Raw genomic sequence first — 16,252 nt, 5'->3', positions numbered from 1 at the left:
GTGGACCGGCTGGAAGCGGCCGAGGGCCTAGCGCGAGACCTTGCCCGCCTTGATGCACGAGGTGCAGGCGTTCAGGCGCTTCGGCGTCCCGTTGACCACGGCACGCACCCGCTGGATGTTGGGGTTCCAACGGCGGGGGGTACGGCGGTGCGAGTGGGAGATACTGTTGCCGAAGCCCGGCCCCTTGCCGCAGACATCGCAGTTGGCAGCCACGGGTCACTCCAAAGACAGGTCACCCCGCCGGAACGGGGAGACGGAAACGTACGTGGGACCCACGAGGTCGCTGGGCCTCGTGGGAGGCACCCGGTACGTCACGACAACACCGGGCAACCGGGGCAGCATACCCCGGGCGTTCCCGGCGGGCGAAATCGCGTCCCCCCCACCGGCCGAAGCCTTAAGCTGCACCCGCCGCCCACCGCCCGTATCGGAGGTACTCCCGTGCCGCAGCCGCTCGACGCCGCAGCGGTACGGCGCTGGTGCCGCAACGCCCTGGACGCCGTGGGCCGGGCCCGCGAGGACATCGACGCGATCAACGTCTACCCCGTGCCCGACGGCGACACCGGTACCAATCTCTACCTCACTGTGGAGTCCGCGGCCCAGGCCGTCGCCGCCGCCGACACCGCGGCGCCGACCCTGGCCCAGGCCGTCCGCGCCATGGCGCACGGCGCCCTCATCGGCGCCAGGGGCAATTCGGGCACCATCCTCGCCCAACTGCTCCGCGGCATGGCGGAGGTGATCGCGGCCGAGGCGGAGCCGGCCGGCCCCGGCACCCTGCGCCGCGCGCTGCGCCGGGCCGCGGGGTCGGCGTACGAGGCGGTGGCCCACCCCGTCGAGGGCACGATGCTCACCGTCGCCGTGGCGGCCGCCGACGCCGCGGAACGGGCCGACGGCACCACGGCCGAGGTGATGGCCCAGGCATGCGCGGGCGCACGCCGCGCGCTCGACGAAACCCCCGCGCAGCTCGCCGTTCTGGCGGAGGCGGGTGTCGTCGACGCCGGTGGCAGCGGCCTCGTCGCCGTCCTCGACGCCCTGGACGCGGCGCTGTCCGGCCGCGCCCCCGACGCCTCCATACGCGACCGCCTCGGCCGACCGCCCGGAGCGCACGGCGCACGGACCGGCGCGCCGGAGCCCGATTGCGCGGCGGCGGACGGGGCGCCGGGCGACCAGCTCTACGAGGTGATCTACCTGCTCGACGCGGGGGACGCCGCGGTGCCCGCGCTGCGGACCCGCCTCGACGCGCTCGGTGACTCCCTCGTGGTCGTCGGCGGCGACGGACTGTGGCACGTCCACGTGCACACCGCCGAGCCAGGCGCGGCCGTCGAGGCCGGCATCGAGGCCGGGCGCCCGCACCGCCTGCGGATCACCGGCCTGCCCGCCGGCCCGCCGCGCAGGCCACCGCACGCGGCCCGCGCCGTCGTGTCCGTGCTGCCGGGCGAAGGGCTCGCCGGCCTGTGCGAGGAGGCGGGCGCGACCGCCCTGACCGCGCACGCCGACGAGGCGCCGGGCGGCGGCGAACTGGCCGCGGCCATCCTCGGCACCCGCGCCCGCGAGGTCGTCCTGCTGCCCAACGACGACGGCCTGTGGCACGCCGCGGCCGCCGCAGCGGAGCAGGCGCGCGCCGAAGGCGTGCGGGTGGCCGTCGTGCCGACCCGTTCCCCGGTCCAGGGCATCGCGGCGCTGGCCGTGCACGCCGCCGAGCGCAGGTTCGACGAGGACGTCGTCGCCATGACCGCCGCCGCCGGCGCGACTCGCTTCGGGGAACTGGCCGTCGCGGAACGGCAGTCCTGGACCACGGCCGGCATCTGCCAGGCCGGCGACGCCCTCGGCCTGATCGACGGCGACGTGGCCGTGATCGGCGGCGACCTCGCGGACGTCGCGGGGGACGTGCTGGAACGGATGCTGTCCGCGGGCGGTGAACTCGTCACCCTGGTCCTCGGCGCCGCGGCGCCGCCCGGCCTCGCCGCCCGCCTTCAGGCGCAGGTCCGCGGCGGGCACTACGGAGTCGACACCCTCGTGTACGAGGGACGGCAGGACGCGCCGCTGCTGATCGGCGTCGAGTGATCCGGCCGCCCCTGATCCGGCCGCCCCTGATCCGGCCGCACCTGATCCGGCCGCCCCTGATCCGGCCGCACCGCCGCGCCCGTCCGCGCGGCTGTCGGTGCCATGGTGTGCAATGGGCAGCGTGACCGCGCTGAAGGAGCCCCTCGCCAAGGCCGTCGGCGGCACCACCGCCAAGGTGATGGCCGCCCACCTCGGCCTGCACACGGTCGGCGACCTCCTGCACCACTACCCGCGCAGGTACGCCGAGCGCGGCGAGCTGACCCGCCTGTCCGAGCTGCCGCTCGACGAGCACGTCACCGTCGTCGCGGAGGTCGCCGACACCCGTTCCCACACGTTCAACCGCGGCCGGGGCGTGCGCCTTGAGGTGACGCTCACCGACGGCAGCGGGCGGCTCCAGCTCGTCTTCTTCGGCAGGCGCGCCGTCCACCACCACGAAAAGGTGCTGCTGCCCGGCCGGCGCGGGATGTTCGCGGGCAAGGTCTCCCTGTTCAACCGCAAGCTCCAGCTGTCGCACCCCGCCTACGAGCTGCTCGACGAGGACAGCGGCTCCGCCGCCGTGGCGGACTTCGCCGGCCGCCCGCTGCCCCTGTACCCGGCCTGCAAGCAGCTGGAGTCCTGGCGGATCGCCAAGTCGGTCGGCGTCGTGCTCGACTCGCTGGCCGCGGTCGGCTGGGAGGGCCTGGTCGACCCGCTGCCCGAGCCGCTGCGCGCCCGGCGCGGTCTGCTGCCGCTGCCCGAGGCGTTCGAGAAGGTGCACAGGCCGCGCACCAGGCGGGACATCGACGATGCCAGGGCCCGGCTGAAGTGGGACGAAGGCTTCGTGCTCCAGGTCGCGCTCGCCCGGCGGCGCGCCGCCGCCGCCCAGCTGCCCGCGGTGCCGAGGCGGCCGGCCGCGGACGGGCTGCTGCACGCGTTCGACGCGCGGCTGCCGTTCACGCTCACCGCCGGCCAGCGGCGGGTCAGCGACGAGATCTTCGCGGACCTGGCGGCCGACCACCCGATGCACCGGCTGCTCCAGGGCGAGGTCGGCAGCGGCAAGACGCTGGTGGCGCTGCGCGCCATGCTCGCCGTGGCCGACACCGGCGGGCAGTCCGCGCTGCTCGCGCCCACCGAGGTCCTGGCACAGCAGCACCACCGTTCGATCACCGAGATGATGGGCGACCTCGCCGAGGGCGGCATGCTGGGCGGCGCCGAGCGCGGTACCAAGGTCACGCTGCTCACCGGCTCGATGGGCGCGCGGGCCAGGCGCGCGGCGCTGCTGGACGCCGCGACCGGCGAGGCCGGAGTCGTGATCGGCACGCACGCGCTGATCGAGGACGTCGTGCAGTTCCACGACCTCGGCCTGGTGGTGGTCGACGAGCAGCACCGGTTCGGCGTGGAGCAGCGCGACGCGCTGCGCGCCAAGGGCGAACGGCCGCCGCACCTGCTCGTGATGACCGCGACGCCGATTCCGCGCACGGTCGCCATGACGGTCTTCGGTGACCTGGAGACCTCGGTGCTCGACGAGCTGCCGCAGGGCCGCTCGCCCATCGCGAGTCACGTCGTCCCGGTGCGGGACAAGCCGCACTTCCTCACGCGCGCCTGGCAGCGGGTGCGCGAGGAGGTCGCGGACGGCCACCAGGCGTACGTCGTCTGCCCGCGGATCGGCGACGAGGGCGGGCCGGCGGCCCCCGGGGCGGCGCCTGCGGAAGCGGCGGACGACGTGGACATGGACGCGGGCGCGGGCGCGGGCGACGACGGGGACGGGGACGGGGCCGACGGCGGGGCGGCCGACGAGGGCGGGGCGCAGCGCCCGCCGCTCGCCGTGCTCGACGTGGCGGCCCGGCTGGCCGAGGGACCGCTGCGGGAGGTGCGCACCGAGGTGCTGCACGGCCGGATGGCACCGGACGCCAAGGACGACGTGATGCGCCGCTTCGCCGCGGGCGAGGTGGACGTGCTGGTCGCGACGACCGTGATCGAGGTCGGGGTCAACGTGCCGAACGCCACCGCCATGGTGATCATGGACGCGGACCGGTTCGGCGTCTCCCAGCTCCACCAGCTGCGCGGCCGGGTCGGCCGCGGCTCCGCGCCTGGCCTGTGCCTGCTGGTGACCGACGCGGCCGAGGGCGGGACGGCCCGCGCCCGCCTCGACGCCGTGGCCGGGACGACGGACGGCTTCGAGCTGTCCCGGATCGACCTGGAGCAGCGCCGCGAGGGCGACGTTCTGGGGCAGGCACAGTCCGGGGGCCGCAGCAGCCTGCGGATGCTGGCCGTCATCGACGACGAGGAGCTGATCGCCGAGGCCAGGGCAGAGGCCACCGCGCTGGTCGCCGGGGACCCGGATCTGGCGGGCTCGCCGGACCTGCGCACCGCCCTCGACGCCCTCCTCGACGCGGAGCGCGAGGAGTTTCTCGACAAGGGCTGACGGGCCCCGGACGACCCGTCAATTGTCAGTGTCACCTGGGAGAATGGACCCTAGTCCGCGGCAATCCATACGGGATTGATCGCAGTTGGACCATTGGGGGTTGCTCGATGGCATTCCGGCACACCAACGAACTGCCGCTCGGCGACAAGATCTTCCGCGTCGAGCTGGCGAGCGACGACGACCTCACCCTCACCCTGACCCTCACCGGCTGGCGCGAGGCCCAGCCGGACGTCCCGCTGGCGTCCGGCGTGCTGACCATGCCGCTGGCCGACGTGCCCACGCTGCGCATCGCGCTCAACCGCGGGCTGCGCGCGCTGGCCCTCGCGGCGGACGTCGCCGAGCCCATCCCGGACCGGGACATCCTGCGCGAGCTGTTCCCCGGCCACGGAGCGCCCTGGATACCGCAGCACGAGGAGGATCTGACCCGCCGGTTCCACTCCGGCGAGACCATCGCCCGCATAGCCGCCCGCTTCGGCCGCACCCCCGACTCGGTGCGCACCAAGCTGCGCGAGCTGGGCCACGACCCGCGGCGCCCGGAGCACTGCCCGCCGGACGGCTGCCTCTCCTGGTCGAGGTACGCCTCACCGACGCTCGTCGGCGCGGTCGGGGAGCCCGCGGAGAGCTGACGCGCCCGCCGGGGGAGCGGGATTCCCGTCCGATACGTCCTAGAAGCGGCTGCGTGTCCGCGAGGAGGAGCTGGCATGACCAACCGCCGGGAAGCCGGACGGGACCCGCTTGTCGTCCCCGGGACCCGGGTCCGCGGTGCGCGGACCTACCCCGGGGACGACCCCGCCGCGCACGCCGGGCGGCTGCTGCGCCGCGCCGTCAATGCCGACCGGCCGGGGGAGGGGACGCTCCAGCGCCTCGCCGCCGCCGGCGGCTACGCGATCGAGCGCCTGCCCGACCCCAGGGGGCAGGGCGGCGGCCGGGGCTGGATCGCGCTGTACGAGCATGCGTTCCTGCTGGCGGACGACACGGAGCTGTGCCTGTACGAGCTGGAGCACGACCACGCTCCCGACGGCGGTCTGGTCAGCGAGGTGCACGCCGACGAGGCCGCCGCGGCCCTGGCCGCGCGGCGGCTCGGCCGGCCAGGACCGGCCGGGCGGCCGGTGCCGCCCGACCTCGGCACGTGGCGGCGCGGCGGCCCGTATAGCGTGGAGCGCGACGGCTGACCGAGTAGCGCTGTGAGGACCCCATGACCCGCGTGATCGCCGGGACCGCAGGCGGCAGGCGGCTGGCCGTGCCGCCCGGCGGCGGCACCCGCCCGACCTCGGACCGGGCGCGCGAGGGCCTGTTCTCGTCCTGGACCGCCCTGTGGGGTCCGCTCGACGGCGCCAGGGTGCTCGACCTGTACGGCGGTTCCGGCGCGGTCGGCCTGGAGGCGCTGTCCCGCGGGGCCGCGCACGCCCTGCTCGCCGAGTCCGACGGCAGGGCGGCCAGGACCATCCGGGACAACATCACGGCCCTGGGGCTGCCCGGCGCCGAGTTGCGCACCGTGCGCGCCGAGCAGCTGGCCGCCTCGCCGCCCGCGGGTGCGCCCTACGACCTGGTTTTCCTCGATCCGCCCTATGCGGTCGGCCATAGCGATCTTCGAGAGATCCTGCTCACACTCGGATCGAATGGCTGGCTCACCGATGACAGCGTCGTCACGGTGGAGCGGAGCACCCGCGGGGGTGCCTTTCCCTGGCCGGCCGGATTCCAGGAGCTGCGTTCGCGTCGCTACGGCGAGGGAACGCTCTGGTACGGCCGGTTCGCCGTCCACCACGTAAGCGACCGGTCATGAGCGACCGGGAGAGCGAGGAAAGACCGTTGCGTCGCGCCGTCTGTCCGGGGTCCTTCGACCCCGTCACCAATGGGCATCTCGATATCGTGGCCAGAGCCTCGAAGCTCTATGACACCGTCCACGTCGCCGTCATGATCAACAAATCGAAGCAGGGGCTGTTCACCGTCGAGGAGCGCATCGCGCTGATCCGGGAGTGCACCGAGAGTTACGGGAACGTGGTGGTGGAAGCGTTCCACGGCCTGCTGGTGGACTACTGCAAACAGCGCGACATCCCCGCGATCGTCAAGGGACTACGGGCGGTCAGTGATTTCGACTACGAGCTCCAGATGGCGCAGATGAACAACGGGCTCTCCGGCGTGGAGACCATGTTCATCCCGACCAACCCGGTCTACAGCTTCCTGTCCTCCAGCCTGGTCAAGGAGGTTGCCGCCTGGGGCGGTGACGTCTCTCACCTCGTGCCCGAGCCCGTCCTGTCCTCGCTGGTCGCGAAGCTGGACCGCGGCTAGGCCAGGACCTGGGCCGCCACGCCCGTCACCGGGCCGGGCGAACCGGTGCCCGCGGAGCGCCCGTTGGCCGTACAGTCGCCTCGTGGACGTACAGCAGAAACTTGACGAGATCGTCGCGGCGGTCCGGAGCGCCAAGGGCATGCCCATGTCGGCGTCCTGCATCATCAACAGGTCAGATCTGCTCGGTGGCCTTGAGGAGGTGCGGCAGGCGCTGCCCGGTTCGCTGGCCGAGGCCCGGGAAGTGCTGGGCGGGCGCGAGCAGGTCGTGGCCGACGCCCAGCAGGAGGCGCGCCGGATCGTGGAGGCCGCGCACGCCGAGCGCGGCTCCCTCGTCGAGGGCACCGAGATCGTTCAGCGTGCGCAGGACGAGGCGTCCCGCCTCCTGGCGGAGGCCCGCAGGGAGGCGGAGGCGGTCAGGGCCGAGGCCGACGACTACGTGGACAGCAAGCTGGCCAATTTCGAGGTGGTCCTCGGCAAGACCATCGGCTCGGTCGACCGCGGCAGGACCAAGCTCCTCGGTCCGGACCGCGGCGACCCGCAGGAGCTGCTGGCCCAGGCGGACTCCTACGTCGAGGCGCAGTTCGGGGCCATCGAGGCGGTCCTGAAGAAGACGCTGGAGGCGGTCGGTCGCGGCCGGCAGAAGCTGACGGGCCACCGGCCGATCGACGAGCTGGCCGAGCACGTGGCCGCCCAGGAGACGGACGGCGGGGTGCCGGGCGACTCCTACTTCGACTCGCACGCCGAGCAGGACACCTACGACTACCTCGGCGTGCCCCAGCCCCAGCCCCAGCCGCCGGTCCAGCAGGTGCAGCAGGTGCAACCGGTGCAGCAGATGCAGCCGGACCTGCCCCCGGTTCCGCCGCAGCCGCCGGCCCCGCCGGAGCCCGCCGTCGAGCGTTACGACGCCCAGGACCCGTACGGGCTCGGGCAGCCCGTTCCCGCGGCGGCAGGCTACGGCGCGCAGGATGGCTACGGACAGCAGATGTACGGGCAGGACGCGTACGGCGGCGAGCAGCGCCAGGGCTACGGCGACGACCCCTACGCCGTGGGCGGTTACTCCCAGGACCCGTACGGCGGGCAGCAGCAGGCACCGCAGGGCTATGGGTATCAGCCGTCCGGGGCGCTGGACGAGACGAGCCTGTTCGACACCGGCATGATCGACGCCGAGCAACTGCGCCGTTACCAGCAGGGGCAGCCCTGATCGCTCCGATTGGGTGCGTGGCGGCCCGTGAAGTATGCTGGCCCTTCGGTCGCCCCACCCTCCGTGGTCGCGGCTGCCCGCCCGACCCCTCGTCGAGGAGCCGACGTGCGCGGCTTGACCGCTGTCGGCCCCGCCCTCGTGAGAAAGCAGAAAGCCCTGAACGCCCCGCTGGATCGCCGAGCCCCCCTCGTGTTCGACACACGTGAGCTGGGGCGGCGTCCCGGTGCGCTGAAGCGGCTTTCCCGCACGGTCCCGGCCCCTGACGATCTCGGCACCGAGGTCATCGGGGTGCGGAAGGGCGCGGAGCTTGAGGTGGAGCTTCGCATGGAGTCGGTCATGGAGGGTGTGCTGGTGACCGGCACCGTCCGTGCACCGCTCTCGGGCGAGTGCGTAAGGTGTCTGGAGCCGCTGACCCTTGAGGGCTTCGCGGACTTCCAGGAGATGTTCTCCTACCCCGATACCGATGGCCCGGCCCGCCGTCCGGCGGAGACGGGCGACGAGGAGGGGGACGAGGAGAGGCTGTTCCTTCAAGGCGACCTGTTCGACCTTGAGCCCGTGCTGCGGGACGCGGTGGTGCTGTCACTGCCACTGCAACCGGTGTGCGAGGAGGACTGCCCGGGTCTGTGCCCCGACTGCGGGGTGCCGCTCGCGCAGAATCCGGACCACCAGCACGGCGAGGCCGTCGACATCCGTTGGGCGGCCCTTCAGGAGTTCGCCGGGAGTATGCGTCCCGACGGGCCCGCCGGGCAAGACAAGCAAGACAAGCCACCTCGCGGCAGCGGGGACGATCCACAGGAGAAGTAGCCGTGGCTGTTCCGAAGCGGAAGATGTCGCGCAGCAACACGCGCCACCGCCGGTCGCAGTGGAAGGCTGCGGTCCCCACCCTGGTGCGCTGCGAGCGCTGCCAGGAGCCGAGGTTGCAGCACACCGCGTGCGGCAACTGCGGCACGTACAACCGCCGTCAGGTCCTCGAGGTCTGATCGGCGGGTGACAGGCTTCATGTCACACGCCAGGAGGTCGCAACCCCAGGCGTCGGTGGACACGGCCTCGTCCCTTGCGATTCTGGAAGGGCGGCTCGGCTACCGGCTCGAGCCCGCCCTTCTGGTGCGTGCGCTGACCCACCGCAGCTATGCGTACGAGAACGGTGGGCTGCCCACCAACGAGCGGCTCGAGTTCCTGGGGGACTCAGTCCTCGGCCTCGTGGTCACCGACACGCTGTACCGCAAGCACCCGGACCTGGCCGAGGGCCAACTCGCCAAGCTGCGGGCCGCGGTCGTCCAGGCCAGGGCCCTGGCGGAGGTGGCCCGCGGTCTCGACCTCGGCGCCTTCGTCCGGCTCGGGCGGGGCGAGGAGGGCACCGGCGGACGGAACAAGGCGTCGATCCTCGCCGACACGTTGGAGGCCGTGATCGGCGCGGTCTACCTGGACCAGGGACTCGCGGCCGCGGACGCGCTGGTGCACCGGCTGTTCGACCCGGTCATCGAGCGTTCGTCCAATCTGGGCGCGGGGCTCGACTGGAAGACCAGTCTTCAGGAGCTGAGCGCGGCGGAGGGTCTCGGGGTGCCCGAGTACGTGATCACCGAGACCGGTCCCGATCATGAGAAGACCTTCACCGCTGCGGCCCGTGTCGGTGGCGAGACCTACGGCACCGGCACTGGCCGCAGCAAGAAGGAGGCCGAGCAGCAGGCGGCGGAGACCGCCTGGCGTTCGATCCGGGCGGCGATCGACGGCGAGAACGGCAAGGCGGCCGCGGACGGAGCGCCGGTTGCCTGAGCTGCCCGAGGTCGAGGTCGTCCGGCGCGGCCTCGCCCGCTGGATCGGCGGCCGGACCGTGGCGGGTGCCGAGGTGCTGCATCCGCGGGCGATCCGGCGGCACGTGGCGGGCGCGGGCGATTTCGCGGACCGGCTGCGCGGCACCGCCGTGACGGACGTGCGCCGCCGGGGCAAGTACCTGTGGCTGCCGCTCGGTGACGAGTTCGCGCTGCTCGCGCACCTGGGCATGAGCGGGCAACTGCTCGTGCAGCCGGAGCGGACCCCGGACGAGAAGCACCTGCGCATCCGCATCACGTTCACCGATCTGGCGCGGGGCGAGCTGCGCTTCGTCGACCAGCGCACCTTCGGCGGGCTTTCGCTGCACCCGCTCGATCCGGCCGGCCTGCCCGACGTCATCAGCCACATCGCGCGCGACCCGCTGGACGAGGACTTCGACGAGGACGCGTTCCACGTCGCGCTGCGCCGCCGCAGGACCACCGTCAAGCGGGCCCTGCTCGACCAGTCGCTCATCAGCGGGGTCGGCAACATCTACGCGGACGAGGCGCTGTGGCGCGCCCGTCTGCACTACGAGCGCCCGACCGCCGGCCTGAGCCGCCGCGGGACCGCCGAGCTGGTGACGCACGTGCGCGAGGTGATGACCGCGGCCCTGGCGGTCGGCGGTACCAGCTTCGACAGCCTGTACGTCAACGTCAACGGCGAGTCCGGGTACTTCTCCCGCGCGCTCGACGTGTACGGCCGGGAGGGCGAGCCGTGCCGCCGCTGCGGAACGGCCGTTCGCAGGCGTCCCTGGATGAACCGGTCGAGCTACTTCTGCCCGCGCTGCCAGCGCGTGCCCCGCCTGCCGGTCCGGTAGGCGCTAGAAGCCGAAGTTCTGCGTCCACCAGGGCCCGCCCCCGGCGAAGTGCACGCCGAGGCCCAGGGTGGTGAAGTCGCAGTTGAGGATGTTGGCCCGGTGCCCTTCGCTGGACATCCACGAGTCCATGACGGCCTGGGCGTCCTGCTGCCCGCGGGCTATGTTCTCGCCGCCGAGGTTGTCCACGCCGGCTTCGGCCGCGCGGTCCCAGGGGGTCCTGCCGTCCGGGTCGGTGTGGTCGAAGTAGCCGCGTTCCGCCATGTCTTCGCTGTGGCCGGCGGCCAGGGCGTTGAGGGCGGGGTCGAGGGTGAGGGGCGCGCAGCCGGCGCGGGAGCGCTCGTCGTTGACGAGCGACAGGACCGCCTCGGCCTCGGCCGAGCCCGGCTCGGGGCTCGGGTCCGGCTCCTCGGACGGCAGGGGCGAGGGCACGGTGGGCTCCGGCTCCGGCGGCGCGGTCTCCTGCGCGGGCGGGTCGGTGGGCTCCGGCTCCGGCTCCCGGGCGGGCTCCTCCGTGGGCTCGGCCGCCTCCGTGGGGGACGGGTCCTCGGTGGGCTCCGGCGTCTCCTCCGCGGGCTTCTCCCGCGGTGTCCGCTCCGGGTCCGGCGTGGGGGAGGCGGGGGGCTCGGTCCTGGAGCGCTGGTCCTGGGCCCGCACGTCGTCGTTGTCGGTCAGCGAGAGGCTGTCCCCGACGCCGGGCAGCAGGCCCGTGCCGACGGCCACCGCGCCCACAGCCAGTGCCGCGGAGGCACCGATCAGACCGGTACGCGCGTGCCCCCGGCGGCGGCGATGGCGTCCCATCGGCAGCACCGTCCTCGTTCACTCGAAGATCATAAGTTCACCCAAACAGGTGAGTTTCATCGCGTGACTGTACGGCATGAGGACGTGAGCGCCAGTGTCCGGAACGGGAATGAGGGGATAGCGTGCGTCACATGTGCCCGCCGTCACCCCCTGTTCCGCCGGCCGCCGACAGCCGGGAGCCCGTCCGGATGACCGCCTGGGTGCGGGGAATGGTCCAGGGGGTCGGCTTCCGCTGGCACACCAGGGCCCGCGCCCTCGCCATCGGAGATCTGTCCGGTTTTGCTCTCAATACGGCGGACGGCCGGGTCCAAGTGGTCGCCGAGGGCCCCGCGGAGCGGTGCCTGCGGCTGCTCGGGTGGCTACGGGAGGGTGACACGCCCGGCCGCGTGGACGGAGTCACCGAGATTTGGGACACACCGCGGGGCGGCTACGAGGGATTCGAGATTCGCTGAGGGCGCGTCGTCCGGCGGCGGGAAAGTCGCCATGACCGCTTGCCATCCCCGCTCCGACGTGCAAGGCTGCGGCAACTAACCGCGCCAGGCGATGCCGCCGGATCTCCCCGAGCCGCCGCCGCCACCTCCGCCCACCGGATGCCGAGTGCCGTGGCGCCCGGGGGATACGCGGTGTGATCGTGTTGACCGGCCAACTTTTTGGTGAGACGCTGAAAGTCCCGCGCTTCTCCGCATTGACGCCCTGGAAAACAGGTCAGAGCGGACGCCGCGGGTTCAATCCCTCACGACCTACCAACGGCTTCGGTCGGTCACTCAGTGTGGAGGACCATCCATCATGGCAAAGGCGCTTCTCGGTCACGTCGGCGGCTCCGACCCCCGAGTCCTCGCCGAGATGCGACGGCTTCAGCAGCGCGTACAGGACCTGGAGACCCAGCTCATCCGGGTCCAGGCGGAGAACGACGCGCTCGCCGCCGCCGCTCGTCACGGCGACTCGTTGCTCGACGGCATCGACGTGTCCAAGGGGGAGCCCGCCCTTACCTGACCTCAATGAAGAGGGCAGACCCCAAGAGGGCTCCCGCCTGCGGAGTTAATGCGAGGGACGCTTCGGCGTCCCTTCGTCATGTGCGGGGGTCCCTACCACCCCTGCGTGGCTTACTGACTGATGTGCCCTGCATCCCCCGCGTCGAAACGGCGAATTGCCGAGGAGCGCCGGGTAAAGTCGCACGGCGTGCACCTCAAGAGCCTGACCCTGCGCGGGTTCAAGTCCTTCGCCTCCGCCACGACGCTGCGCTTCGAACCCGGCATCACCTGCGTGGTCGGCCCGAACGGGTCGGGTAAATCCAATGTGGTGGACGCGCTTTCGTGGGTCATGGGGGAGCAGGGTGCCAAGTCGCTGCGCGGCGGCAAGATGGAGGACGTCATTTTCGCCGGGACGACCGGCCGCCCGCCGCTCGGCAGGGCCGAGGTCTCCCTGACCATTGACAACGCCGATGGTGCACTTCCCATCGACTACGCCGAGGTCACCATTACGCGGACGATGTTCCGCAACGGCGGCAGCGAATACCAGATCAACGGCGACACCTGCCGCCTGCTGGATGTGCAGGATCTGCTCTCCGACTCCGGTATCGGACGCGAGATGCACGTCATCGTGGGACAGGGCCAGCTCGATTCGGTGCTGCACGCCGACCCCACCGGCCGCCGGGCGTTCATCGAAGAGGCCGCCGGCGTTCTGAAACACCGCAAGCGCAAGGAGAAGGCGCTGCGCAAACTGGACGCCATGCAGGCCAATCTGGCCCGCGTCCAGGATCTCACCGACGAGTTGAGACGGCAGCTCAAACCACTCGGACGGCAGGCCGCGGTCGCCAGGAGGGCCGCCGTCATCCAGGCCGACCTGCGGGACGCGCGGCTGCGGCTGCTCGCCGACGACCTGGTCACTCAGCGTGCCGCGCTCCGCGCCGAGGTCGCCGACGAGGCGGCCCTCAAGGAGCGCAAAGAGGCGGCCGAAGGGCGCCTGAAGGAGGCCATGCGCCGGGAGTCGGAGCTTGAGCAGGAGGTACGGACACTCGCCCCGCGCCTCCAGCGCTCCCAGGCGACCTGGTACGAGCTGTCACAACTGGCCGAGCGCGTCCGCGGCACCGTCAGCCTTGCCGACGCGAGGGTTGCCTCCTCCCGCGCCCAGGTCCCGGAGGAACGCCGCGGCCGCGAGCCGGAGGACATGGAACGCGAGGCCGCGCGCATCCGCGAACAGGAGGCCGAGCTGACCGCGGCGCTCGAAGCGGCGGGGCGCGCCCTGGAGGACACCGTCGACCACCGTGCCGAGCTCGAACGCCGGCTGGCCGGGGAGGAAAGGCGCCTGAAGGACGTGGCCCGTGCCCTCGCCGATCGCCGCGAGGGCCTGGCCCGCCTGCACGGCCAGGCGAACGCCGCCCGCAGCAGGGCCGCTTCCGCCCAGACACAGATCGACCGCCTCGCCGCGGCCAGGGACGAGGCCCTGGCCCGTGCCACCGGGGCCCAGGGGGAGTACGAGGCGCTCCGGGCCGAGGTGGAAGGGCTGGATGCCGACGACTCCGAGCTGGCCGGGGAGCACGAAGCGGCCAAGGGCGAGCTGGCCGCCGCGGAGGCCGCGCTCGCCGAGGCCCGCGAGGCCGCCACCGCGACCGAGCGGGAACGGGCAGCGGTCTCCGCGCGACACGACGCGCTCGCGCCGGGGCTGCGCCGCAAGGACGGTTCCGGGGCTCTGCTCGCCGCCGCGGACCGGCTCACCGGGCTGCTCGGGCCCGCCGCGGAACTGCTGACCGTCGTTCCCGGCCACGAGGTCCCCGTCGCCGCCGCGCTCGGCGCGGCCGCCGACGCGGTCGCCGTCGAGGGGCCCGCCGCCGCGGCCGATGCCCTGCGCATGCTGCGCAAGGACGACGCGGGCCGGGCCGCCCTCCTGCTCGGCGGCGCCCCCGAGGAACCGGGGGAGCCCCCGCGGTTCGCCGCGGGCGAGGGCCGGGCCCCGGCCGCCGAGTTGGTGCACGGTCCTGAGACCCTGCTGCCCGCCGTGCGCCGCCTGCTGCGGAACGTTGTCGTGGTCGGCACGCTTGACGACGCGAGGGAACTGGTGGCCGCGCACCCGCGGCTGACCGCCGTCACCGCGGACGGTGACCTGCTGTCCGCGCACCTCGCCCAGGGCGGTTCGGCCGGCGCGCCGAGCCTGCTCGAGGTGCAGGCGTCCGTCGACGAGGCGGCGGCGGAGCTGCGCCGCCTGGCGGAGCGGGCCGAGGCGCTCGGCGCCGCCCAGCAGGAGGCGGCGCGGCGGCGCACGGCGTGCGCCGCCGCGGTGGAGGAGCTGGCGCAGCGGCGCAGCGCGGCCGAACGGGCCAAGTCGAAGGTCGCTCAGGACCTGGGCCGCCTGTCCGGCCAGGCCAGGGGAGCGGCGGGCGAGGCGGAACGCGCCGAGGCCGCGGTGGAGCGGGCCAGGGAGGAGCTGGCGCGCGCCACGGAACAGGCGGAGGAGCTGGCCGAGCGGCTCGCGGTCGCCGAGGAGGCGGCCGACGGGGAGGAGGAGCCGGACACCACGGTCAGGGACCGGCTGGCCGCGGACGGCGCGAACGCCAGGCAGACGGAGATGGAGGCCAGACTTCAGGTCCGCACGCACGAGGAGCGGGTCAAGGGGCTCTCCGGCCGGGCCGACTCTCTGGACCGCGCCGCACGCGCCGAGCGCGAGACGCGGGCGCGCGCCGAGCGGCGGCGCGCCCGGATGCGGCACGAGGGCGAGGTGGCCGCCGCGGTGGCCTCGGGCGCCAGGCAGCTGCTTGCCCACGTCGAGGTCTCACTGGAACGTGCGGTCGCGGAGCGGGAGTCGGCCGAACGGGCCAAGGCGGAACGGGAACAGGCGCTGGCCGCCGAGCGGAACGCGGGGCGGGAGCTGAAGGAGGAACTGGACAAGCTGACCGACTTCGTGCACCGCGGCGAGGTGCTGGGCGCGGAGAAGCGCCTGCGCATCGAGCAGTTGGAGGGGCGGGCTCTGGAGGAGCTCGGCGTCGAGCCCGAGGTGCTGGTCCGTGAGTACGGGCCCGACCAGCCGGTGCCGCCGTCGCCGCCCGCCGAGGGCGAGGAGCCCGCGGAGGGGGCGGGCGCGGACGGGGCGGGCGCGGAGGGCGAGGCGTCCCGCCCGTTCGTCAGGGCCGAGCAGGAGAAGCGGCTGCGCGCGGCCGAACGGGCCTACAAGCAGCTGGGCAAGGTCAACCCGCTGGCCCTGGAGGAGTTCGCGGCCCTGGAGGAGCGCCACCAGTTCCTCAGTGAGCAGCTCGAAGACCTGAAGAAGACGCGCGCCGACCTGCTCCAGGTGGTGAAGGAGGTGGACGAGCGGGTGGAGCAGGTGTTCACGGCCGCCTACCACGACACGGCGCGCGAATTCGAGGGCGTCTTCTCCCGCCTCTTCCCCGGGGGTGAGGGACGGCTGCTGCTCACCGACCCGTCGGACATGCTGACCACCGGCGTGGAGGTGGAGGCGAGGCCGCCGGGCAAGAAGGTGAAGCGGCTCTCGCTGCTCTCCGGCGGCGAGCGCTCGCTGACGGCGGTGGCCCTGCTGGTCTCGATCTTCAAGGCCAGGCCGAGCCCGTTCTACGTCATGGACGAGGTGGAGGCCGCGCTGGACGACACGAACCTCCAGCGGCTCATCCGGATCATGGAGGAGCTGAAGGACAGCTCCCAGCTCATCGTGATCACCCACCAGAAGCGGACGATGGAGGTCGCCGACGCGCTGTACGGCGTCTCCATGCAGGGCGACGGTGTCTCGAAGGTCATCAGCCAGCGCCTCTCCGCCTGACACCGCCGCCCGGGTGCCTTCACTCCTCGAACGGTCCCGTGCGCGTTTCTCGGTGCCGCGTCCCTTCTCTCCTGATTTGACTTGAAGGAGTGGCGCCCTACCCTCGACA

16 protein-coding genes are annotated in these 16,252 nt (G+C 73.1%); 14 read left to right on the top strand and 2 right to left on the bottom strand.

All coding sequences use genetic code 11. The annotated features are described in order from the left end of the window. Positions 1-27: 27 nt before the first annotated feature. Positions 28-213, bottom strand: coding sequence for a 50S ribosomal protein L28 (rpmB, locus tag RM779_RS00685; protein ID WP_028435377.1), 186 nt, complete (start codon positions 211-213; stop codon positions 28-30). A 225-nt stretch (positions 214-438) separates the two neighbouring features. On the opposite strand from rpmB, the gene RM779_RS00680 reads away from it, so the two are divergent. The 11 genes from RM779_RS00680 (at position 439) to mutM (ending at position 10,581) form a co-directional block, all read left to right on the top strand. Further along, positions 439-2,061, top strand: a complete 1,623-nt coding sequence (locus RM779_RS00680; RefSeq protein WP_311614637.1) for a DAK2 domain-containing protein — start codon at positions 439-441, stop codon at positions 2,059-2,061. Between the two features lie 112 nt (positions 2,062-2,173). Beyond that, a complete protein-coding gene (gene recG / locus RM779_RS00675; protein ID WP_311614635.1) occupies positions 2,174-4,465 on the top strand; it encodes an ATP-dependent DNA helicase RecG in 2,292 nt (763 codons plus the stop codon). Positions 4,466-4,572: 107 nt separating this feature from the next. After that, positions 4,573-5,091 (top strand): hypothetical protein, encoded by a 519-nt coding sequence (locus RM779_RS00670; protein WP_311614633.1) that lies wholly within the window; start codon positions 4,573-4,575, stop codon positions 5,089-5,091. A gap of 75 nt (positions 5,092-5,166) precedes the next feature. Then, positions 5,167-5,637, top strand: coding sequence for a DUF6227 family protein (locus RM779_RS00665; RefSeq protein WP_311614631.1), 471 nt, complete (start codon positions 5,167-5,169; stop codon positions 5,635-5,637). 23 nt (positions 5,638-5,660) lie between these two features. Beyond that, a complete protein-coding gene (gene rsmD / locus RM779_RS00660) occupies positions 5,661-6,248 on the top strand; it encodes a 16S rRNA (guanine(966)-N(2))-methyltransferase RsmD (protein ID WP_311614629.1) in 588 nt (195 codons plus the stop codon). A 26-nt stretch (positions 6,249-6,274) separates the two neighbouring features. After that, complete coding sequence (gene coaD / locus RM779_RS00655; protein WP_311615444.1) at positions 6,275-6,754, top strand: pantetheine-phosphate adenylyltransferase; 480 nt, start codon at positions 6,275-6,277, stop codon at positions 6,752-6,754. An 82-nt stretch (positions 6,755-6,836) separates the two neighbouring features. Beyond that, positions 6,837-7,955: an ATP synthase F0 subunit B gene (locus RM779_RS00650; protein WP_311614627.1), complete on the top strand. Its 1,119-nt coding sequence runs from the start codon at positions 6,837-6,839 to the stop codon at positions 7,953-7,955. Between the two features lie 189 nt (positions 7,956-8,144). After that, positions 8,145-8,759 (top strand): YceD family protein, encoded by a 615-nt coding sequence (locus RM779_RS00645; protein WP_311614625.1) that lies wholly within the window; start codon positions 8,145-8,147, stop codon positions 8,757-8,759. A gap of 2 nt (positions 8,760-8,761) precedes the next feature. Then, the gene (rpmF, locus tag RM779_RS00640) at positions 8,762-8,935 is read left to right on the top strand and encodes a 50S ribosomal protein L32 (protein ID WP_049568059.1); all 174 of its coding nucleotides are present in this window, start codon (positions 8,762-8,764) and stop codon (positions 8,933-8,935) included. Positions 8,936-8,954: 19 nt separating this feature from the next. Continuing rightward, complete coding sequence (gene rnc / locus RM779_RS00635; protein WP_077058610.1) at positions 8,955-9,728, top strand: ribonuclease III; 774 nt, start codon at positions 8,955-8,957, stop codon at positions 9,726-9,728. Further along, positions 9,721-10,581 (top strand): bifunctional DNA-formamidopyrimidine glycosylase/DNA-(apurinic or apyrimidinic site) lyase, encoded by an 861-nt coding sequence (mutM, locus tag RM779_RS00630; protein WP_311614620.1) that lies wholly within the window; start codon positions 9,721-9,723, stop codon positions 10,579-10,581. Before rnc ends, mutM begins: the two co-directional genes overlap by 8 nt. A 3-nt stretch (positions 10,582-10,584) precedes the next feature. Here the strand turns inward: mutM and RM779_RS00625 are convergent, their stop codons facing one another. Next, positions 10,585-11,379: a CAP domain-containing protein gene (locus RM779_RS00625; RefSeq protein WP_311614618.1), complete on the bottom strand. Its 795-nt coding sequence runs from the start codon at positions 11,377-11,379 to the stop codon at positions 10,585-10,587. A 131-nt stretch (positions 11,380-11,510) separates the two neighbouring features. On the opposite strand from RM779_RS00625, the gene RM779_RS00620 reads away from it, so the two are divergent. The 3 genes from RM779_RS00620 (at position 11,511) to smc (ending at position 16,143) form a co-directional block, all read left to right on the top strand. After that, entirely contained in the window at positions 11,511-11,831 is a 321-nt protein-coding gene (locus RM779_RS00620) for an acylphosphatase (RefSeq protein WP_311614617.1), read from the top strand. 334 nt (positions 11,832-12,165) lie between these two features. Further along, positions 12,166-12,372 carry a hypothetical protein gene (locus tag RM779_RS00615; RefSeq protein ID WP_077058606.1) on the top strand — a complete coding sequence of 69 codons (207 nt, stop codon included), beginning with the start codon at positions 12,166-12,168 and terminating at the stop codon, positions 12,370-12,372. Positions 12,373-12,558: 186 nt separating this feature from the next. After that, positions 12,559-16,143, top strand: a complete 3,585-nt coding sequence (smc, locus tag RM779_RS00610; RefSeq protein WP_311614616.1) for a chromosome segregation protein SMC — start codon at positions 12,559-12,561, stop codon at positions 16,141-16,143. The last annotated feature ends 109 nt before the right edge of the window (positions 16,144-16,252 follow it).

The sequence above is a fragment of the Streptomyces johnsoniae genome, assembly GCF_031845565.1.
Taxonomy (GTDB): Bacteria; Actinomycetota; Actinomycetes; order Streptomycetales; family Streptomycetaceae; genus Streptomyces; species Streptomyces johnsoniae.
The sequence above is the reverse complement of the archived record's forward strand: the minus strand, read 5'-3'. Positions and strand labels throughout refer to the sequence as shown.